Genomic DNA, 21,755 nt, shown 5'->3' on the forward strand with positions numbered 1-21,755 from the left:
GTCTCTTTCCGGGAAATACCGAAGGGGTTTGGCTATGACCACCAGTAACGATTTGGACACCGTCTCTCATTCCTGGGACGAGCACTCTGAACATAACGGCCTGCCGTCGCAGGCGCAGGTCGCGGAGGCCAACCCGGCGCAAAAGGCGGCTCCGGCCGCCGCTGAACCGGTTCCCGTCGATGTCGGCAACGGCACGCCCGTCAAACCGGAAGCACCCGCGGAAGCCAAGGCCCCGGCGGCAGCCGCGCCGCACGAATATGTGGCCGACGCCAACCATGTGGTGAAGCTTCCGGCCAACGTCTCGATCGACAACATCAAGGTCGATGGCCATAACCTCGTGCTCGAGCAGGCGGACGGTTCGGTGATCGTCATCAAGGACGGCGCCCTCAACGTGCCGACCTTCATCATCGGCGATGTAGAAGTGCCGCGCGTTGCCTTGATCGCGGCGTTGGAAGCAAGTCATGTCGACGTCGCCTTCGGCGCCGACGGATCGATATCGGCAGGCGCCGGCGGTTCACCCTCGAGTGCCGGCGGAGACTTCTCGGTTCCCCCTGGCGGTATCGGTGACGGGTTCGGCCTGTCGGCGCTGTTGCCGCCGACGGATCTTGCGTTCGGCCAGCCGGAACATCGCGAACTGTTCCCGAGCCTGCTGCCCAACTCCACGCCGACGATCCTCGACCTGAACCCTGAGACCAGCGGCGGCGACACGATCGTGTATGAACACGGCCTGACGTCGGTTGCCGACACCAGCGAGATCAACACCGGAACCTTCGCCATTTCCTCGCCCGACGGAATCGGTTCGCTGACCGTCAACGGCCAGGTGATTTCGGGCGCCGCGCTTGCCAACAGCGCATCGGCGCCGATCAACATCACCACGCCGCTCGGCAACACGCTGACCATCAACGGCTTCGACGCCGCGACCGGCAAGGTGAGCTACAGCTACACGCTTGAGCATAGCGAGCAGCATCCGGCAGGCGCCGACAACAATTCCATCTTCGACAACATGACGGTGACGGTCACCGACACGGACGGCGACGTCTCGGCTCCCGGCACACTGTCGGTTCAGATCGTCGATGACATGCCGGTTGCGCACAATGCCGATGCCGGCGCGCTGACCGAGGACGGCGCCGCGACCACCGTCGGCGGCAACGTCACGACCGACTACAACAACACGTTCGGCGCCGATGGCCCGGCAGCAGCGAGCCCAGTGACCTGGGGCACGGCGACCGCCATGCTGAACGGTGGCGCTGTCAACCTGACCGACTACGGCACGCTGACGCAGAACGCCAACGGCACCTGGAGCTTCGTGCTGGACAACAGCAAGCCCGCGACGCAGGCGCTGGAGACCGGCGATACCATCAACGTGTCGCTCGGCTATACGCTAACCGATCACGACAGCGACGCCGACAGCAAGACCATCACCTTCGAGATCAATGGCGCCCACGACAGCTCCACCGTCACGGTCACGCCGAGCGACGACGCCAATGCCGGTGGCGCTTCCAATGTCGTTTACGAACACGGCCTGACCTCGGTTGCCGACACCAGCGAGACCGACACCGGCACGTTCAAGGTCACCGCCACCGACGGCATCAAGGACGTGACCATCGGCACCGAGACCCACACGCTGTCCGACTGGCTCGGCAAGACCATCAACACGGGTGAAGGCACGCTGACGATCACCGGCGTGACGCCGGCGGGAGCCGGCACGGAAGCCACCTTCGCCTACAGCTACACGCTCAATGCCGCGCAGGCCCACCCTGCCGGCAACGGCAACAACACGCTGCCCGACAGCGTTGCCGTCGCGGTTGACGGCATCGGCGGGACCCACGGCGACGGCACCATCAGCATCGTCATCGTCGACGACGTGCCGGTTGCGCACAATGCGAATGCCGGCGCGCTGACCGAGGACGGCGCCGCGACCACCGTCGGCGGCAACGTCACGACCGACTACAACAACACGTTCGGCGCCGATGGCCCGGCAGCAGCGAGCCCAGTGAACTGGGGCACGGCGACCGCCATGCTGAACGGTGGCGCTGTCAACCTGACCGACTACGGCACGCTGACGCAGAACGCCAACGGCACCTGGAGCTTCGTGCTGGACAACAGCAAGCCCGCGACGCAGGCGCTGGAGACCGGCGATACCATCAACGTGTCGCTCGGCTATACGCTAACCGATCACGACAGCGACGCCGACAGCAAGACCATCACCTTCGAGATCAATGGCGCCCACGACAGCTCCACCGTCACGGTCACGCCGAGCGACGACGCCAATGCCGGTGGCGCTTCCAATGTCGTTTACGAACACGGCCTGACCTCGGTTGCCGACACCAGCGAGACCGACACCGGCACGTTCAAGGTCACCGCCACCGACGGCATCAAGGACGTGACCATCGGCACCGAGACCCACACGCTGTCCGACTGGCTCGGCAAGACCATCAACACGGGTGAAGGCACGCTGACGATCACCGGCGTGACGCCGGCGGGAGCCGGCACGGAAGCCACCTTCGCCTACAGCTACACGCTCAATGCCGCGCAGGCCCACCCTGCCGGCAACGGCAACAACACGCTGCCCGACAGCGTTGCCGTCGCGGTTGACGGCATCGGCGGGACCCACGGCGACGGCACCATCAGCATCGTCATCGTCGACGACGTGCCGGTTGCGCACAATGCGAATGCCGGCGCGCTGACCGAGGACGGCGCCGCGACCACCGTCGGCGGCAACGTCACGACCGACTACAACAACACGTTCGGCGCCGATGGCCCGGCAGCAGCGAGCCCAGTGAACTGGGGCACGGCGACCGCCATGCTGAACGGTGGCGCTGTCAACCTGACCGACTACGGCACGCTGACGCAGAACGCCAACGGCACCTGGAGCTTCGTGCTGGACAACAGCAAGCCCGCGACGCAGGCGCTGGAGACCGGCGATACCATCAACGTGTCGCTCGGCTATACGCTAACCGATCACGACAGCGACGCCGACAGCAAGACCATCACCTTCGAGATCAATGGCGCCCACGACAGCTCCACCGTCACGGTCACGCCGAGCGACGACGCCAATGCCGGTGGCGCTTCCAATGTCGTTTACGAACACGGCCTGACCTCGGTTGCCGACACCAGCGAGACCGACACCGGCACGTTCAAGGTCACCGCCACCGACGGCATCAAGGACGTGACCATCGGCACCGAGACCCACACGCTGTCCGACTGGCTCGGCAAGACCATCAACACGGGTGAAGGCACGCTGACGATCACCGGCGTGACGCCGGCGGGAGCCGGCACGGAAGCCACCTTCGCCTACAGCTACACGCTCAATGCCGCGCAGGCCCACCCTGCCGGCAACGGCAACAACACGCTGCCCGACAGCGTTGCCGTCGCGGTTGACGGCATCGGCGGGACCCACGGCGACGGCACCATCAGCATCGTCATCGTCGACGACGTGCCGGTTGCGCACAATGCGAATGCCGGCGCGCTGACCGAGGACGGCGCCGCGACCACCGTCGGCGGCAACGTCACGACCGACTACAACAACACGTTCGGCGCCGATGGCCCGGCAGCAGCGAGCCCAGTGAACTGGGGCACGGCGACCGCCATGCTGAACGGTGGCGCTGTCAACCTGACCGACTACGGCACGCTGACGCAGAACGCCAACGGCACCTGGAGCTTCGTGCTGGACAACAGCAAGCCCGCGACGCAGGCGCTGGAGACCGGCGATACCATCAACGTGTCGCTCGGCTATACGCTAACCGATCACGACAGCGACGCCGACAGCAAGACCATCACCTTCGAGATCAATGGCGCCCACGACAGCTCCACCGTCACGGTCACGCCGAGCGACGACGCCAATGCCGGTGGCGCTTCCAATGTCGTTTACGAACACGGCCTGACCTCGGTTGCCGACACCAGCGAGACCGACACCGGCACGTTCAAGGTCACCGCCACCGACGGCATCAAGGACGTGACCATCGGCACCGAGACCCACACGCTGTCCGACTGGCTCGGCAAGACCATCAACACGGGTGAAGGCACGCTGACGATCACCGGCGTGACGCCGGCGGGAGCCGGCACGGAAGCCACCTTCGCCTACAGCTACACGCTCAATGCCGCGCAGGCCCACCCTGCCGGCAACGGCAACAACACGCTGCCCGACAGCGTTGCCGTCGCGGTTGACGGCATCGGCGGGACCCACGGCGACGGCACCATCAGCATCGTCATCGTCGACGACGTGCCGGTTGCGCACAATGCGAATGCCGGCGCGCTGACCGAGGACGGCGCCGCGACCACCGTCGGCGGCAACGTCACGACCGACTACAACAACACGTTCGGCGCCGATGGCCCGGCAGCAGCGAGCCCAGTGAACTGGGGCACGGCGACCGCCATGCTGAACGGTGGCGCTGTCAACCTGACCGACTACGGCACGCTGACGCAGAACGCCAACGGCACCTGGAGCTTCGTGCTGGACAACAGCAAGCCCGCGACGCAGGCGCTGGAGACCGGCGATACCATCAACGTGTCGCTCGGCTATACGCTAACCGATCACGACAGCGACGCCGACAGCAAGACCATCACCTTCGAGATCAATGGCGCCCACGACAGCTCCACCGTCACGGTCACGCCGAGCGACGACGCCAATGCCGGTGGCGCTTCCAATGTCGTTTACGAACACGGCCTGACCTCGGTTGCCGACACCAGCGAGACCGACACCGGCACGTTCAAGGTCACCGCCACCGACGGCATCAAGGACGTGACCATCGGCACCGAGACCCACACGCTGTCCGACTGGCTCGGCAAGACCATCAACACGGGTGAAGGCACGCTGACGATCACCGGCGTGACGCCGGCGGGAGCCGGCACGGAAGCCACCTTCGCCTACAGCTACACGCTCAATGCCGCGCAGGCCCACCCTGCCGGCAACGGCAACAACACGCTGCCCGACAGCGTTGCCGTCGCGGTTGACGGCATCGGCGGGACCCACGGCGACGGCACCATCAGCATCGTCATCGTCGACGACGTGCCGGTTGCGCACAATGCGAATGCCGGCGCGCTGACCGAGGACGGCGCCGCGACCACCGTCGGCGGCAACGTCACGACCGACTACAACAACACGTTCGGCGCCGATGGCCCGGCAGCAGCGAGCCCAGTGAACTGGGGCACGGCGACCGCCATGCTGAACGGTGGCGCTGTCAACCTGACCGACTACGGCACGCTGACGCAGAACGCCAACGGCACCTGGAGCTTCGTGCTGGACAACAGCAAGCCCGCGACGCAGGCGCTGGAGACCGGCGATACCATCAACGTGTCGCTCGGCTATACGCTAACCGATCACGACAGCGACGCCGACAGCAAGACCATCACATTCACGATCAACGGCACCAATGACACACCCACGATCACCGGAGACAGCACGGGTGCGGTCGTCGAAGCCGGCAATGCCGATCCCGGCACTGTGATTGCCGGCACGACCTCGACCGATCCGGGCGCACTGACGGCCGGCACGCCGACGGTGAGCGGCACGCTGACCGCACACGATCCCGACGTGGGCGCCACGGCCACCTGGAGCGGCAATGCCGCCGGCACTTATGGCAGCTTCGCCGTCAACCCGACCACGGGCGTGTGGACCTACACGCTGGACAACAGCAAGCCCGCCACCAACGCGCTGGCCGAAGGCGCCAGCGCGACCGAGACCTTCACCGTGACGGTGACGGACGACAAGGGCGCGACCTCCACCCAGAACGTGACCGTCACCATCACCGGCGCCAACGACAGCCCGGTCATCAGCTATGCGGCGGGCAATGCGGCCGGCGGCGTGACCGAAGACGGCACGCTGACCACGGGCGGCCAACTGGCCTCGGCCGATCCCGACACCGGCCACACCGCCGCCTGGAGCATCAGCCCCAACAGCCCGCAGGGCACCGGCACGGCTTACGGCACCTTCAGCGTCAACAGCAGCGGCCAGTGGACCTACACCCTCAACAACGCCAGTGCCGCCGTCCAGGCGCTGGCCCAGGGCCAGAGCGTGACCGAGACCTATACGGTGCGCGTCACCGACGACAAGGGCGCCTGGGACGACCAGCAGGTCACCGTCGTCATCAACGGCACCAATGACACACCCACGATCACTGGAGACAGCACGGGTGCGGTCGTCGAAGCCGGCAATGCCGATCCCGGCACTGTGATTGCCGGCACGACCTCGACCGATCCGGGCGCGCCGACGGCCGGCACGCCGACGGTGAGCGGCACGCTGACCGCACACGATCCCGACGTGGGCGCCACGGCCACCTGGAGCGGCAATGCCGCCGGCACTTATGGCAGCTTCGCCGTCAACCCGACCACGGGCGTGTGGACCTACACGCTGGACAACAGCAAGCCCGCCACCAACGCGCTGGCCGAAGGCGCCAGCGCGACCGAGACCTTCACCGTGACGGTGACGGACGACAAGGGCGCGACCTCCACCCAGAACGTGACCGTCACCATCACCGGCGCCAACGACAGCCCGGTCATCAGCTATGCGGCGGGCAATGCGGCCGGCGGCGTGACCGAAGACGGCACGCTGACCACGGGCGGCCAACTGGCCTCGGCCGATCCCGACACCGGCCACACCGCCGCCTGGAGCATCAGCCCCAACAGCCCGCAGGGCACCGGCACGGCTTACGGCACCTTCAGCGTCAACAGCAGCGGCCAGTGGACCTACACCCTCAACAACGCCAGTGCCGCCGTCCAGGCGCTGGCCCAGGGCCAGAGCGTGACCGAGACCTATACGGTGCGCGTCACCGACGACAAGGGCGCCTGGGACGACCAGCAGGTCACCGTCGTCATCAACGGCACCAATGACACACCCACGATCACTGGAGACAGCACGGGTGCGGTCGTCGAAGCCGGCAATGCCGATCCCGGCACTGTGATTGCCGGCACGACCTCGACCGATCCGGGCGCGCCGACGGCCGGCACGCCGACGGTGAGCGGCACGCTGACCGCACACGATCCCGACGTGGGCGCCACGGCCACCTGGAGCGGCAATGCCGCCGGCACTTATGGCAGCTTCGCCGTCAACCCGACCACGGGCGTGTGGACCTACACGCTGGACAACAGCAAGCCCGCCACCAACGCGCTGGCCGAAGGCGCCAGCGCGACCGAGACCTTCACCGTGACGGTGACGGACGACAAGGGCGCGACCTCCACCCAGAACGTGACCGTCACCATCACCGGCGCCAACGACAGCCCGGTCATCAGCTATGCGGCGGGCAATGCGGCCGGCGGCGTGACCGAAGACGGCACGCTGACCACGGGCGGCCAACTGGCCTCGGCCGATCCCGACACCGGCCACACCGCCGCCTGGAGCATCAGCCCCAACAGCCCGCAGGGCACCGGCACGGCTTACGGCACCTTCAGCGTCAACAGCAGCGGCCAGTGGACCTACACCCTCAACAACGCCAGTGCCGCCGTCCAGGCGCTGGCCCAGGGCCAGAGCGTGACCGAGACCTATACGGTGCGCGTCACCGACGACAAGGGCGCCTGGGACGACCAGCAGGTCACCGTCGTCATCAACGGCACCAATGACACACCCACGATCACTGGAGACAGCACGGGTGCGGTCGTCGAAGCCGGCAATGCCGATCCCGGCACTGTGATTGCCGGCACGACCTCGACCGATCCGGGCGCGCCGACGGCCGGCACGCCGACGGTGAGCGGCACGCTGACCGCACACGATCCCGACGTGGGCGCCACGGCCACCTGGAGCGGCAATGCCGCCGGCACTTATGGCAGCTTCGCCGTCAACCCGACCACGGGCGTGTGGACCTACACGCTGGACAACAGCAAGCCCGCCACCAACGCGCTGGCCGAAGGCGCCAGCGCGACCGAGACCTTCACCGTGACGGTGACGGACGACAAGGGCGCGACCTCCACCCAGAACGTGACCGTCACCATCACCGGCGCCAACGACAGCCCGGTCATCAGCTATGCGGCGGGCAATGCGGCCGGCGGCGTGACCGAAGACGGCACGCTGACCACGGGCGGCCAACTGGCCTCGGCCGATCCCGACACCGGCCACACCGCCGCCTGGAGCATCAGCCCCAACAGCCCGCAGGGCACCGGCACGGCTTACGGCACCTTCAGCGTCAACAGCAGCGGCCAGTGGACCTACACCCTCAACAACGCCAGTGCCGCCGTCCAGGCGCTGGCCCAGGGCCAGAGCGTGACCGAGACCTATACGGTGCGCGTCACCGACGACAAGGGCGCCTGGGACGACCAGCAGGTCACCGTCGTCATCAACGGCACCAATGACACACCCACGATCACGGTTGATACCGGCAATCCTGGTGGCGCCAACGACATGGTGTACGAAGCCGGCCTGCCCGCGGGCTCCAAGGTCGGTCCAACTACCATCGATGTCGACGGCACATTCAAGGTTTCAGATCCGGACGGCCTGAGCGATGTTGCCTCTGTCACCATCAAGGGCACGACCATCCTCATCGCCAACCTGGGCAACAACAATGTAATCAACGGTGATCACGGCACACTCACGATCACGAGTTACAATGCCGCAACCGGGGTTGCGACCTATGTCTATCACCTGACCTCTCCAACCACCGATTTGCCCAACGCAACGGAAACCGACGTCTTCGGGCTAACGGTCATCGACAAGACCGGCGCCAATGCCCAGGCAGCGATCACCATTGAGATCGTCGACGACGTTCCGACTTTAGGCCCCGTGCAGAATCAGCAGACCAACGACGATCCTTCGCAGACACCTGCGGTCGGCACGCTCCATTTTGTCGCCGGTGCCGACGGCGTTGGGTCAACCGTGGCGATCACAGCCGATACGACCGGTCTGACCTCAGGCGGCCACAACCTGGTTACAGTTCAGAACGGCAACGTCCTGACAGCCTATGCCGACAATGATGGCAGCCATAGCTTCACTCCGGGCGACACTGCGGTTTTCACCCTGACCGTGAATCCCACCGCCGGCGCGTCGGGGCAATATGTATTCGATTTGCGGGCACCGCTCGATGGCACGTTAAACCCTGTTTCGATCGGGAGCGGCAGTTCTTTCGGCGCAGGCCCAACTGCATCCATCGTTGTGGATGTGAGCAAGACGAACCACGAGCATATCGTCATGGTAACCGGCTGGGGCGCGTCTATCGATAACAAAGGCGACGTCTCATCCCCAATGTCCTCAAGCCAGGAAGCGGCGTGGCTATTGGGGGGCAACCCGGTGTTGAAGCAGGACGTCAACGTGAACGGCTCGGCATCCGGTTGGGGACTGGACAACAATAATTTCGATCAAGGGGAGTTCATGCGTTTCGACTTCGGAACGCCGAACTCTTACGCAAACTCTTACACCGATCCAGCTGGCACCAATCCCTACGCTGCACCAAATGGTATCACCATGGATAACGTCTCCTATGCGACGTTCACCTTTGGTGCGGTTGATCCAATCACCAACAAGATTGAATTCGTCGCGCATTACATCGACGGAACATCGCAAGCCTTTACTCCAGCGACCGGCGCGACGTCGGTGACCATCCAATCGCCCACCGGGTTACAGATTGCCTGGATCGATGCGTACGAGTCCTCGGGCTCGACGAAACTCAACCTGACGAGCGTCGGGGCGATTTCCACCAGTGTCGACCATACGATCCCCTTTACCCTGCAACTCACGGATGGCGATGGGGACACGACAACGACCGCCAGTTTCTCAGTCCACGTGAAAGATGGCCTGACGCCCAATCTCGCGACTCCAGTCGTGCTCGACCTCAACCACGACGGTGTCCACACGACCGATCTGACGCACTCGACGGTTTCGTTCGACTATAACGGCGACGGCGTCGCTTCGAAGACGGCCTGGGTCGACACGCATGACGGCATCCTGGCGATCGATCTCAATGGCGACGGCAGGGTGAACAACGGTTCGGAGATCGTCTTCACACAGCATGCCGCCGGTGCTCCGACCGATCTTGCCGCACTCGAGCAGCTCTATGACACGAACCATGATGGCAAGCTGACTGCCGCCGATCACGACTTTGCGCAATTTGGTGTCTGGCAGGATGCCAACGGCAACGGCGTGTCGGATCCAGGCGAGTTCAAGTCTCTGGCGGCCTTGGGCATCGTTGAGATCGGTCTTGAGAGCAACCACCAGCAGTCGGTGTCCGTCGACGGCTCGGTCGTGACCTATGGCGAAGCCGCGTTCACTACCGCCGACGGCGCGACAGGTGAGGTGGCTGACATTGGCTTCGGCAATTTCGATAACGCCAGTTCCGGGAGCACCGCGACCATCGCCGGCACTTCGGGCGCCGACACATTCAAGATCGACAATCTGAACATCAAGGATCTGGTCGCCGACTACCATGGCGGCGAGGGCGACAAGATCGACTTGAGCGCGCTGTTCGACACGGCGCCAGCCAATAGCATCAGCAACTACGTGCACTACAACAGCGCGACCAGTACTGTGAGCGTCGACACCAGCGGTTCCGGCAATGCGGCCAACTTCGTGGATGTTGCCGTTCTGCAAAACGCGCCTGCCGCCGGAACAATCAACATTCTCTACGACGACTCGAACCACGTGCAGCACACGGCCACGATTTAGCACTTATGCGTGGCCGAGCTGGCGTGCTATATATTAGCGAAGAATAAAATGGCGGTTTGGAGAGGGACTTAAATGAAGCGTTGTACAAAATTGCTGGCTTCGGCCGCGCTGCTGCTGCTGGCTGGAACGGCGAGCTTCGCCGCCGACATCATCGAAGGGCCAACAGGCGACTATTGCCGCGTCGTGGGGACGTCCAACCTGGTCCTGAACGACAACATCGTCGACCTCAAGCAGCAGGTGGTGAAGCTGATGGACGAATCGGTTGCCGTCGCCAACAGCTCGGAATGGATCAACTCATCCCGGCCTGCCTTCGTCTGGGCTTCGGAAGCCAAGGTCGCCTGCGGCATGGCCTATGGCTATCTGAAGACGAACTACAAGGACGAAGACACGCTCAACAAATGCGAGTGTTTCCACGATCGCATGGTCGAGTACATGCACTGACCGGATGAGCCGCGCCTGTTGGCCATCATGACATCAGACGGATCAATTCCATGGGCGATCGCCGCAACGATCGCCCTGTTCAGCCTTGATCTGTCTGCCGCGCAGGCCGGTGCCGATTGCGTGCGCGGCGCGTTCGTACCCGGGCCACGACAGATGAAATGCTACCGACTATCGCGCCGCCAGGCGCGTCAAGGCACCGACTCCCGGCTGTCGACGGTTGAATAACAGCAAGACGGCGCGGCAAGTCCGCCCTAACATGAGTTGAGGACCAGACCGGGAAATATCCGGCGGCAGACGGGGTGGACCAATCATGGAAGCTGTCCGACAGGGCCGCAGTCCGCAGATCTGGGCGATAGCCCTGGCGCTCGCCGTGCCGTTATCGGGCTGCCAGTCGAAAGGCGGCGTTTCCGAAGTGCTCGATCCGGCCGCGGTCGCCGCGCCTGCGGGACAGAATGGCGCCGCCAGCACCAGTCCGGCCCAGGCGAGCCAGTCGCTCGGTACCGGTTCGGCCAAGGTCACGATGCTGCTGCCCTTGTCCGCTTCCGGGACGTCGGGGGAAACCGGCAGGAAGATGCTCGACGGCGCCAAGCTGGCGATGACGGATATCGGCAATGGATTGCTGACGCTGACGATAGAGGACACGAAAGGCGACAGCGCGCAGGCCGGCAAATTGGCCGTGCAAGCCATCACGACGGGATCCAAGGTCGTCATCGGCCCGACTGAACTGCCGGCAGCCCAGCATATTGCCACGCTGTCCGGCTCGACGCGCCCTCCGGTTCTGGCGCTTGCCGACAATTTCGCCGGCAGCGCCGGGGTTTATGCCGTGCGTCTCAGCGAAGGCGACAGCGCCGCGGCGGGTGCAGCGGGGCTCGCCGCGAAAGGCCGCAAGAAGTTCGTGTTGCTTGTCGCGGAAGGCTCGAACGCCAGCGCCGTGGAGAAGCGGGTGGCGAACGGCCTCAGCATCTATGGCGCGACGCTCGCGGTCACCTTGCCCTATGCGGCCGGCGACGGGGGCACCAAGGCTGTCGACCAGATGGGCTCACTCGTCGACGCTCCCGACGCGGTCATTGTTGCCAGCGGCGATGCCAGCCCCGCGCCCGTCCTTGCCGCCCTCAAATCAAAGGGCATTCCGGGGAAAGCGGTTTCAGTCGTCGGAACCGACCGTTGGCTGGAGCGCCCGATGGATCCGCTGTTCGAGGGGGCATACATCGCCACGCTCGATCCAGGCGAAACCGGACCGATCGCCGACCGCTTCAGGACGACATACAACTACCCTGCCGACGTCAATGTGGCCTATGCCTATGATATGGTTGCCCTGACGGCAGGGATCGCCAGCGCGGTCGGACCCGACGGCTTCAGCAAACAGACCCTCGAAAACCCGAACGGGTTTCGCGGATCGACAGGTCTGTTCCGTTTTCGCGCTGACGGTTCCAGCCAAAGATCGATGCCATTCTATCGGATAGAAAAGGGTGCGCTCAAACTGGTTGCCAAATCGACGTCGGGTTTCTGACCGGCCGCCGGCGGGTCATCGCGCGAACGCCGCGCCGGCCTGATGGGTTGGCATGCCCGCCTGGTGATCGCGATCGGGGGCCTCGAGCTCGTGCTCGGAATTGTCCTGATCATGCGGGCCGGAGCCTTGCTTTCTCTCGACCGGCCCGTCCCTGCGCCATCCCTGGAAATTGCCGGCAAGCAAGCACCCCCGGCAGCCGCGGCCATTCCCGACCGACAGTTGCGGGAACCGGCGCGGCGGATTGCCGAGAGCCTTGTCGCCCCGCCACCGGTCGACCTGTCGGAAATCGAGCGGGTCGAAGCCCGGCCGCCGCTCGGCGAACTCGGCCTAGCAATCCGCCCCAAAACGCCCATGCCGCAAAACTGGCGCGAAACCCTGCTCTACCGTCCGATTGCAACGTCGTCGGCGACTTTCGAATCGATGGGATGGAAACTGGCGATCAGCGGAGCTCTGGACATCGGCGTGGACCAGACCTGTTCGTTTCGCGACGAGGTCTGGCCCTGCGGCCAGCGGGCCCGCGCGGCCTTCAATGCCTGGCTGCGGGGGCGCGCGCTGAACTGTTTCCTGCCGCCGGAAACCGAGCGCTTTGCCATCGCAGCATCATGCCGGCTGGGCAAGCAGGATGTCGGCGCCTGGCTGGTGTCCAATGGCTGGGCGACGGCGCTGCCGGGCGGTATCTATGGCAAGGCGGAAGCAGTTGCCAGGAATGCCGGGATGGGCATCTTCGGACCGCCGCAATAGGCAGCAGTTGATCGTCAAAACGCAGGGTTTTTCGCAAACCGGCTTCGCCCCAGTTATGGAAAAACACCATTCGGCCTTTTTCCATCAAATTGTACAGTTCGGCGAAACCGAAATTACGGCAGGCAGGCCTTATACCAGCAGACCTGACAGGAGATCGGCCGATGACGAGACCAATGGCGACCACCACTGCCCGGCCCTGGAAGCAGGTCGCGTGGCTGACATTGCTCGGAACCGCCGGGAGCCTCGGCCTTTCCCTTGGCCTCAACTACCTGCTCCTGTTCAGCGACGCGCTGACGCCGTTCGCCCGCAGCATGATCACCGCGGGACTGCTGCCGGTGATCATCGGCCTGCCGCTTTTCGCGCTGGTCGGCTGGAATCGGGTCGAAATCCACCGCTATCGGCAGGAACTCAACAGATCCGGGACGTATGACAGGCTGACGGGCTGCCTGAACGGGCCGGTCTTTACGTCGATGGTCGAGCGACGGGCAGCCAGGCGATCGGGGCCAGGACCGCGCTCGGGCGCCTTCCTGATCATCCATCCCGAACATCTACGGTCCATCAACATGCGCTTCGGCCTTGAATGGGGCGACGAGGCCTTGCGGCTCATCGTCTCGACCATCCAGTCGTCGGTGCGCGAGGAGGACCTGATCGGACGCATCGGGGCCTCGATGTTCGGAGTTTTCCTCTCGGGCGCCACCGAAGCGGAGGCCAAGGAGATCGGCGAGCGTATCCGCACGCGCATCGCGCAAGTCTACTTCGCGCCAAAAGGCACCGAGGATGTCCTCACCATCAAGGTTGGCGGTGTGATGCTGGAGAGCGAAATGGAGTTCTCGGACATGTTCCGGTCCGCCGAACAGCACCTGTCCGACGCCCAGGATGACGCCGGGTTTGAACTGACGCACCTCCACAGCTGACAGCAGCCGGCGGCGCCAAAGAGGGTCAATTCAGGAACCAGGGAAATCTGGTGCTGCGAGAGAGGATTGAACTCTCGACCTCTCCCTTACCAAGGGAGTGCTCTACCACTGAGCTACCGCAGCAACGGGCGTCTGAATAACCGGTGACGCCTTGAATTGCAAGGCGTTGAGCCCGCTTTCGACATCATGCCGCGATTTGGTGCGTTGGTGCCAATATGGCACCAGACGGGCACGACACAGCCTTGAGCCTGCACCATCCGGGAGAGAGCTACACCATTTCTGTAACTCGATCGGTGCCATTCTGGTTGCGATTTGAATAGAGCCCCGTACAGAGGTTTCTCGCACCCCCTGCCTTCACTCACTACCCGCGACACCCTTCGCGCGCGTCCTTGGCCCCGCCACGGCTCGAATTGATATGGTTGCGAGGTTTCCCCTGCTACCGATTCCAAGTTGGATGCCTCCTTGTCGCGGACCGGGCGGAACATGTATCCTTAGACGGCGAGCAGGTGGGGGCAACGGGCATGTACAACGGCTGGGCACTTTTCGTTGCCTTGATCTATAGCTTTGCAGTGTTGCCGACATTGCTCGAAAAACTGCGGGCGATCAGGTCAACTGCACCCCGCATCGCCGCATCCGGAGTGGGCATCATAAGTTCTGCGTACCTAGTTCTATGTGGCGGGATTTTGCTGACAGACTGGTCAAATCCTTTCAAAGGGCAAGAGGTCGCCCTAGGCTCGGCCATCCACAACCCAAAGGGCTGGTTGATAGTGGGGGCGATTATTGTCTGGCCATATCTCCTGATCCTGGTGGGATTGGTGATCGGCTACATAGCCGCTCGCGAACTGCGATGGGCGATACGAAGTTCAAACTGACCCGCGATCAGACGCCCTTCGCCTGGGCATAAGGCGACGGCTTTGGAGACGTGTTGGCCAGGTACGCGGTGAACTCTCGCTCGAGCGCGGCCACCGCTTCGGCCTTGGTTGCTGCGCGGCCTCGCTGACCACCGTGCTTGCGCCACCGGTCGTCGTGGGTGGCTATCGACCATGACCAAGAGCCAGCGTTGGGGCCATGCTGCTCGCCGATGATACGGCCGACGGTGTCGGAGCCCAGGAACGTCGGCGAGAAATCGAATGGCAGCGCTCGGCCGCTGATGATCGTCCGGTCCCAATCAAGCCAGAGCCGTGCGCCACGATCTCGGACAAATCGAACTGCCTCGACTATGGTTTCGCAAGACCAGATCGGCTCCCCATCCTCCAGCACCTCGTAGCCATCGGCCGCCGCGTCGCGGACCTTTAATCGATCAGCCGGCACGTTGACCTCCTGCCACCTCGCTGCAGTCGATGCAGCGCTCTAAAATTCGCAACTGGCCTAGCGTGTAGGCCTCTGTTACTCATTGCCATCGGCGCCACAGGATAAGCCATGAGCAACACTGAATCGTCAAAGCCCTCCAAGAGAGGGCCGAGCGTGTTTGTAATATTCGGCTTATTCTTTCTGTGCGCAACTATCCTGGCGTTCGCCGCTAAGGTAGCTTTCCCCACAGCATTCCTGCCCGAAACACCGGCTCAAAAGCAGCAACGAGAGAATGCTGTTTTAGCAGATATCGAAGCAAAAACGGCGGATGCCAAAGCAAAAGCCCAACAGCAAAAGCGCACAAAAGATCTGTGCCATTGGGCTGACGTTTGCTCGACCTATGGGAAGGCCCGCCAGGACTGCGCCGTTGCGGGGGATTTCCAGAATTGCATAGACGTGAAGATGGGCCAAGAGACATGGCGCATCCCCCAATGCGCAGACGACGGGACCCTGCTTCAGCCGCCAGTTGATATGCCCGGCGCGATCGAATGCGCGGGGGTTCGCTTGGAATCCGCCTTAGGCCAGTGAATCGCCAATTTCCCGTAGATCCTGCACCGACGCGTGGCGCAACTTCGATTCGCCACGAAGATAACGCACCCGCGCCGTCATGCCAGGCCCGACCCATTCGACATTGGAGCCTGTCACCGCCGTCGGCACCCCGGCCGGCTGTTCGGCCCGGTTGCGCTCCAGCCGCTGCAATAACCGTTCCTTGATGGAACGGTTTGTGGCGATGACGGCGGTCCCGACGTATTTCCCGTCTCGGGCCATGAGACCCTGTGTTTGCTTGCCGCGTTCGCGCTTCACGCCGATCAGCTCGAAATCGGCGACGTCCCAGCATTTCACCTTCACCCAGGAATCGGACTTGCCGGCACGATAGGGGCTGTTCCTGCGCTTCGAGACGATCCCCTCGAGTCCCATCTTGTCGACGGCCGCGAAGAACTCGGCGCCGTTGCCCTCGACGTGCTGGCTATACTGGATGATGCCGTCGGCTGGCTTCACCAGGTTCCAGAGCTTCGCCTTGCGCTCGATCGCCGGCAGCGCGCGAAGGTCCTGCCCGTCGAGGTACATGATGTCGAAGGCGACGAAGGCGAGCAGCTCGGCGTTCCACGCCATGCGGGAATGCATCTGGTGGAAGTTCGGCCTGCCGTCAGGATCCGGAGCGATCATCTCGCCATCGATGATGAAGGACTTTGCCGGAAGCTTCTCGGCCGCGTCGACGATAGGCCAGTAGCGTTTCGACCAGTCGATCCCGGTCCTGGTCAAGGCGCGAACGCCCGCCCAATCGCGGATCAGCTGGGTCCGGAAGCCGTCGTATTTGATCTCATGGAGCCAGTCGTCGCTAAGCGGTGGCTCCAGGACCAGCAGCGGCTCCTGTGGTTTGATGAACTTAAGCCGGTCCTCGGCGTTACGCATGCACAAAACTCCAAACGCGATTCAAGGCGCGTGTGCCGTTTTGGTTGCATTTTAGCGAAATTGAACTTGGAAATCGTTATGAAGATCGAGGCTGAGGAGTGCCGTGCAGCGCTCACCCTTATCAGGCGCACGATCGAAGACCATTGCCCGCCCGGCGTCCTGCCGAGCGAAGAGATGGTCAATGGGCTCTACGGCCCGGAGCTGATGGACGAGGCCGAGGCGATCGCCACCGCCATCGTCGCGACCGTCGCGAAGCTCCATGTCGCGGCGACGGTGAAGCCGCCGGCGCCGACTATCAAGGCATAGCTGCTGGGGAGAACATCTCGCGAACGTTGACATGCTATCGGCGATAGCATACCCGTCGATGCTATCAGGCGATAGCAACGGAGTTTGATTCGATGGGCGCAGGGCATTCCAAGGCTGGCAAAGCCAGATTGACGCAGATGACGGCAGCGGCTCGCAGCGAGGTCGCGCGGGCCGGCGCGTTGGCGAGATGGGCCAAGGCTGACCCGGCCAGGGCAAACCTGCCCAAGGCCATTTACGGTGCCGATGATCGGCCGCTTCGCATCGGAGAGATGGCAATCCCGTGCTTCGTCCTTCAGGATGAACGCCGGGTTCTGATCACCGGCGGCATGCAGGACGCGCTGCGGATGGCTCGCGGCGGTTCGATGGTCGCAGGCATGAGTCGCTTCGAGCTTTTCGCATCTGGCGATCGCATTAAGCCGTTCGTTTCCAACGAGTTGATGGAGCGATTCCGCAACCCGATTTTGTTCCTCACGCCCACCGGCCAGCGGGCGCATGGCTATGACGCCGACATCCTGGTCGAACTGTGCGAGGCGGTGCTGATGGCGCGCGCTGCCGGGATGCTGCAAAAGCAGCAGATGACCATCGCGCAGCAGTGCGAACTGATCATGCGCGGCCTTGCTCGAGTCGGCATCGTTGCGCTAGTCGACGAGGCGACGGGCTTTCAAGAGGTTCGCAAGCGTAACGCCCTCCACAAGATCCTTGAGGCCTATATCTCGCCGGAGCTTTTGAAGTGGGCGAAGCGGTTTCCCGATTCCTTCTATCGTGAGATGTTCCGCCTTCACGGCTGGGATTATGACCCAGAATCCGTCAGCAGGCCCGGTGTCGTTGGCAAGTTCACCAACACTTACATTTACGAGCGGCTTCCGCCCGGCGTGTTGAAAGAGCTTCACACCATCAATCCGAAGGACGAGCACGGCAGACGGCGCAATCGCCATCACCAATTTCTGACCGAGGACGTCGGCAATCCCCACCTGGAGCGCCAGATATCAGCTACGACGGTGTTGATGCGAGCGTCCGACGACTGGCCGAGCTTCAAGCGCCTTTTCGCCAAGGCCTTTCCCCAATCCGGCGATCAGATCGAATTGCTGCCGGAATAGCTCCAGAACGCAAAAAAGAACCCCACCGGCCGAAGCCGGTGGGGAGACTGGTGATGATGTGGGTGTCAGGTTAGTTCAGGGAGAGCGCCTGTGCGACCTCCAAATAGAGCAGCACGCCGATCGCCCCGGCCAAGAGGAAGATCAGGCCAGCCAAAACGTCCGATGAGGTGCCCGGCAGCCTCACGGCCTCGGTCCTTTCACTTGGTCGATGATCTGCGTCACTGCCAGTAACAACCCGGCAACCGTCAAAATGATCCACATCGATGTGGAACCGAGCCACCGAAGGCGCGTCCAGAGCTTCACCACAGCGAAGCCGGCAGCGAAGTGATCCTCATCGAGACCGAGGAATTCATCCAGCCGGGCGCGCTGCTCCGGGTTGAGCCGGCCTGCCCAAATCAGGGCTTCGCGCTGCTTGCTATCGAGGCGATCGAGCCAGAGGATCGTTTCCGGATCGAGATCCCGCAGCCGACTAGGCACTTCCTTCATTTGCATTCGCCCCGATGCCCTTCAAGTGCATGCTATCTACGCGGCCGCGGCGGGTGCAGGAGCCGGTTCTGCCGGAGGCGGGACGACTACCAACGTCGCGGCAGCGGCCACTGCCGAGGCAGGTTCGACCGACAGACGGGCGATGATCTTCTCCTCGATCGACGAAACACCGCCCATCCATGTCACCAGCCGCCCGGGCGCATGGTCGATGACATATTGCAGCGATTTGGCAGTGACCTCGTTGGCGACATCGACTTTCAGCACCTTGCCCTGTTCCGCGCCAGCGACGGCGTTGATGCCGTAGCTGATGGCTTTGGTGAGGAGCTGATCGACCTGCATGGTCTGCAGGACCTGGACGACTGCCGATGGAAGCTGACGCATGGCCCATGCGACTAGCGCGCCGGCGACGGCGATGATGACTTCGGCGCTGCCGCCAAGCCAATCGCCGATCGGGATGCCGACCTGCGTCGTGGTCTGGACCGGGCTGTTTGCCGCCGTGGCGACGGTTGAGACGGTATCGGCCAGAGCCGGCGCCGCAAGGGAAAGAGCGACGCTGGCAATCGCCAGCGCCGCAAGAGCGAACTTGCGCATGGATGGAATCTCGCTGGTTTGAGGGTTTACTGTGCGGCCGGCTGCGGGGTTCGCGCCGCCATGTAGGCCGCGAGAGCGGCGTCATAGGAGGCATCGATCTGGGCGTCCAGCGCCTTGAGGGCGGCGACCTGGTCGGGCGTGACCGAGCTGCTGTTCGACAGCGCGGCGATGATGTTGCGGATCAGAGGCACGACGTCCTGTGCCTCCTGGACGGCGACCGGGATGATGTTGATCAGCTGAGCGATGATCTCGTTGATCTTGGCCGAGCTGGTGATCATCGGGATCAGGGACAGCAGGGTCTGAAGCAGAGCGGCAAAGGCGGACCAGTTCACGTGGGTATCTCCTTGAGGGGGTTCGACGTTCAGCCGTGGTAGGCTGAAACAATCTGTTGGATGGTGTCGGTGGCGGTCTTCAGCGCGTCATAGACGCCCGCGTCGCCGAGCTCTCCCGGATGCGAAGCCAGGAAATCCTCAAGCGAGTTGCGCGCCGTGGTGCCGGCATTTATTGCCGGGACGAGCTTGGCCTGGATGGCGCTGTCGTCGCAGCCAACCGGCGCGGGAACCGGCGTGCAGTAGACGAGATAGTTCTTGGCCGTGACCTTCGCGGCGTCGAACGCGTTGACGGCGATCGCCACCGAGGCGGGCGAGACCTTGCTCGAGGTGATGGTGTCGATCGCGCTGGTGACATTGGCGCAGCCGGCGAGCGCGAGCATCGCCGCTGCGGCAAACAGCAGTTTCATGGAAGCATCCTTCGATGTGGATTGCCGGCGACCGGCCGGCGCGGTTTGATCAGCAGTCCCGCAGCACGCCGTGGTGCAGGAAGCCGTGGAAGTCGGGAACGGCAATCGAGCCAGCACCGGCAGCGCAAGTGTGGCCGTTCTTGTCGACGTGGAGCGTGCCGTCTTCGGGTGAGCCATGGCGCACCCAGCAAAAATGTTCGTTGTCGTCGGGCATCGTGCAATTGCTGGCGCGGCTATCGATTTGCCAATCGCGATTGCCCGGCAGTCTCACCACCAGCGAGCGGTGATCCGGCCCGACCATGTATCCACAGCCGGTCGGGCCGTCCTTCCTGCGCTCGGATATCCACCAAGCGTCCCAGCAACTGCCGACCGGAGCTTGATCGAGTGTCGTCCGCTCCCCGGTGGCCTCGCAGACATAGACCTGCCGACCGAAGAGCTGAAACGGATCTTCAGCCGCGAACGGCCGGCCGCAGGCGCCACAGGCTGTTGGCCATCGCGGATCATCGACGGGCGGCTTGCGATCTTCTCGCCCATCGATATAGCCGTCCTTGGTGTAGAGGATATCATCCTCGCCAATCTCGAACATGGCGTTGCAATAGCTGCCGCTCGCCACGCATTTGTGCTTGTCGCTCGACGTATACCTGCGAAGCCAATAGCGCTCACGATCGGTCGGCGCCCACCAGGTGCAGCGATATTCGATCACGCGGGAATCTCCGTGCTGCCCTCGTCGGTCGGCCGCTCGTCGCTCGTCTTGGTCCAAGCGACCAGCTGCAGTCCTTCCGGATAGACGCTGTCGGGAAGGCGAGAGAGGGACGCGAAGGCGGCGTTCGCCGGCGCTTTGTCGAGTTCCAAAACCCGTTCGGCCAGCCGCACAACGGCATCGGTCTGATGGTCGGGCGTGAAGTAGAGCGTCGCCTTCGGAACGTCGCTGCTACCCCAGGTGAGCGCAAAGATCGTCGGCCGCACCGGCGGCGACCAAGGCGTGTCCGGCTTGCCCTGCCAGAATTTGAAGCGCGCGGCGAGCTTGGTGTCATAGCCGTTGCGGGCATAGCCGGGGCCGTTGTAGCCACGGGCGAAAGCGGCCCATTGATGGGTGCGCAGCTCATCGTCCAGATGGTCGGCCTTGATGAAGTTGACCGCAGCCTGCAAGCCTGCCGGCTCGCCGCCAGTGACCATATCTGTGACCATGTCCTGAACGCTGTCATAGCCAGCCGAGACATAGTTCTCGCCGAGAACCTGGCCGATCTGCCAGGACGCCGATTTCAGCGCTGCCGTCTCGTCGATCGCCATGGCGGCGATGAGATGCGGGTAGCTGTCGGCCGGATAGGGCTTCTCGCCCCAATTCGGATAAGCGAGGCCTTGGCTGACCGCTGCGGCGCGCTGGGCGCCGGCGAGATTGCGGTAGAAGACATGCGGCTCGAAAAGCATCTTCGGCCGCCCCTCGCTGTCATAGCCGCCGCCAAGCGTCTCGACGTCGAGGAAGGCATGCACCTCATCCTCGCCGACGCCGATGCCGTAGCCGATGCGCGGCAGATCGGTGTTGCTCAGGCGCACGATCGCGCTCTTGAACGATGTGTCCATTTCG

General features: G+C 63.6%; 18 protein-coding genes and 1 tRNA gene. 10 read left to right on the forward strand and 9 right to left on the reverse strand.

The window, feature by feature from the left end; genetic code table 11:
* Window positions 1-34 precede the first annotated feature (34 nt).
* From JG747_RS30845 to JG747_RS30870, 6 genes are all read left to right on the forward strand, one after another.
* Window positions 35-10,582 (forward strand): beta strand repeat-containing protein, encoded by a 10,548-nt coding sequence (locus tag JG747_RS30845; protein WP_202360690.1) that lies wholly within the window; start codon window positions 35-37, stop codon window positions 10,580-10,582.
* A gap of 72 nt (window positions 10,583-10,654) precedes the next feature.
* Window positions 10,655-11,023, forward strand: a complete 369-nt coding sequence (locus JG747_RS30850; protein ID WP_027047245.1) for a hypothetical protein — start codon at window positions 10,655-10,657, stop codon at window positions 11,021-11,023.
* An 18-nt stretch (window positions 11,024-11,041) separates the two neighbouring features.
* Window positions 11,042-11,248, forward strand: coding sequence for a hypothetical protein (locus JG747_RS30855; RefSeq protein WP_141700907.1), 207 nt, complete (start codon window positions 11,042-11,044; stop codon window positions 11,246-11,248).
* An 85-nt stretch (window positions 11,249-11,333) separates the two neighbouring features.
* Window positions 11,334-12,533 (forward strand): ABC transporter substrate-binding protein, encoded by a 1,200-nt coding sequence (locus JG747_RS30860; protein ID WP_069091282.1) that lies wholly within the window; start codon window positions 11,334-11,336, stop codon window positions 12,531-12,533.
* Window positions 12,534-12,596: 63 nt separating this feature from the next.
* Window positions 12,597-13,274 carry a thermonuclease family protein gene (locus tag JG747_RS30865; RefSeq protein WP_236952272.1) on the forward strand — a complete coding sequence of 226 codons (678 nt, stop codon included), beginning with the start codon at window positions 12,597-12,599 and terminating at the stop codon, window positions 13,272-13,274.
* A gap of 161 nt (window positions 13,275-13,435) precedes the next feature.
* Window positions 13,436-14,188: a GGDEF domain-containing protein gene (locus JG747_RS30870; protein WP_027047246.1), complete on the forward strand. Its 753-nt coding sequence runs from the start codon at window positions 13,436-13,438 to the stop codon at window positions 14,186-14,188.
* A 48-nt stretch (window positions 14,189-14,236) separates the two neighbouring features.
* On the opposite strand, the gene JG747_RS30875 is transcribed toward JG747_RS30870, so the two are convergent.
* Window positions 14,237-14,311: transfer RNA gene (locus tag JG747_RS30875), tRNA-Thr, on the reverse strand.
* Between the two features lie 398 nt (window positions 14,312-14,709).
* On the opposite strand from JG747_RS30875, the gene JG747_RS30880 reads away from it, so the two are divergent.
* On the forward strand, window positions 14,710-15,060 hold the full coding sequence (locus tag JG747_RS30880) for a hypothetical protein (protein WP_244748282.1): 351 nt from the start codon (window positions 14,710-14,712) through the stop codon (window positions 15,058-15,060).
* Window positions 15,061-15,067: 7 nt separating this feature from the next.
* Here JG747_RS30880 and JG747_RS30885 read toward each other — a convergent pair whose 3' ends face one another.
* A complete protein-coding gene (locus tag JG747_RS30885) occupies window positions 15,068-15,499 on the reverse strand; it encodes a hypothetical protein (RefSeq protein WP_202360691.1) in 432 nt (143 codons plus the stop codon).
* 108 nt (window positions 15,500-15,607) lie between these two features.
* Between JG747_RS30885 and JG747_RS30890 the strand changes: the two genes are divergently transcribed.
* Window positions 15,608-16,066, forward strand: a complete 459-nt coding sequence (locus JG747_RS30890; RefSeq protein WP_202360692.1) for a hypothetical protein — start codon at window positions 15,608-15,610, stop codon at window positions 16,064-16,066.
* Here JG747_RS30890 and JG747_RS30895 read toward each other — a convergent pair.
* Window positions 16,055-16,951, reverse strand: coding sequence for an ATP-dependent DNA ligase (locus tag JG747_RS30895; protein WP_202360693.1), 897 nt, complete (start codon window positions 16,949-16,951; stop codon window positions 16,055-16,057). The genes JG747_RS30890 and JG747_RS30895 overlap by 12 nt on opposite strands.
* A gap of 78 nt (window positions 16,952-17,029) precedes the next feature.
* Here JG747_RS30895 and JG747_RS30900 point away from each other — a divergent pair, with 78 nt between their 5' ends.
* Together JG747_RS30900 and JG747_RS30905 are read left to right on the forward strand one after the other, a co-directional pair.
* Window positions 17,030-17,257 carry a hypothetical protein gene (locus tag JG747_RS30900; RefSeq protein ID WP_202360694.1) on the forward strand — a complete coding sequence of 76 codons (228 nt, stop codon included), beginning with the start codon at window positions 17,030-17,032 and terminating at the stop codon, window positions 17,255-17,257.
* Window positions 17,258-17,583: 326 nt separating this feature from the next.
* On the forward strand, window positions 17,584-18,354 hold the full coding sequence (locus JG747_RS30905; RefSeq protein ID WP_202360695.1) for a P63C domain-containing protein: 771 nt from the start codon (window positions 17,584-17,586) through the stop codon (window positions 18,352-18,354).
* Window positions 18,355-18,534: 180 nt separating this feature from the next.
* Here the strand turns inward: JG747_RS30905 and JG747_RS30910 are convergent, their stop codons facing one another.
* From JG747_RS30910 to JG747_RS30935, 6 genes are read right to left on the reverse strand one after another with little or no spacing between them, the layout of a single operon-like run.
* Window positions 18,535-18,840: a hypothetical protein gene (locus tag JG747_RS30910; protein WP_202360696.1), complete on the reverse strand. Its 306-nt coding sequence runs from the start codon at window positions 18,838-18,840 to the stop codon at window positions 18,535-18,537.
* 36 nt (window positions 18,841-18,876) lie between these two features.
* Complete coding sequence (locus JG747_RS30915) at window positions 18,877-19,431, reverse strand: hypothetical protein (protein ID WP_202360697.1); 555 nt, start codon at window positions 19,429-19,431, stop codon at window positions 18,877-18,879.
* A gap of 26 nt (window positions 19,432-19,457) precedes the next feature.
* Window positions 19,458-19,763 (reverse strand): hypothetical protein, encoded by a 306-nt coding sequence (locus JG747_RS30920; protein ID WP_202360698.1) that lies wholly within the window; start codon window positions 19,761-19,763, stop codon window positions 19,458-19,460.
* Window positions 19,764-19,792: 29 nt separating this feature from the next.
* Window positions 19,793-20,170, reverse strand: a complete 378-nt coding sequence (locus tag JG747_RS30925; RefSeq protein ID WP_202360699.1) for a hypothetical protein — start codon at window positions 20,168-20,170, stop codon at window positions 19,793-19,795.
* A gap of 49 nt (window positions 20,171-20,219) precedes the next feature.
* Entirely contained in the window at window positions 20,220-20,873 is a 654-nt protein-coding gene (locus JG747_RS30930) for a hypothetical protein (RefSeq protein ID WP_210384459.1), read from the reverse strand.
* The gene (locus JG747_RS30935; protein ID WP_202360701.1) at window positions 20,870-21,751 is read right to left on the reverse strand and encodes an N-acetylmuramidase family protein; all 882 of its coding nucleotides are present in this window, start codon (window positions 21,749-21,751) and stop codon (window positions 20,870-20,872) included. The genes JG747_RS30930 and JG747_RS30935 overlap by 4 nt, the downstream gene beginning before the upstream one ends.
* Between the last annotated feature and the right edge of the window lie 4 nt (window positions 21,752-21,755).

The sequence above is a fragment of the Mesorhizobium sp. 131-3-5 genome, from assembly GCF_016756575.1.
Classification (GTDB): Bacteria; Pseudomonadota; Alphaproteobacteria; order Rhizobiales; family Rhizobiaceae; genus Mesorhizobium; species Mesorhizobium jarvisii.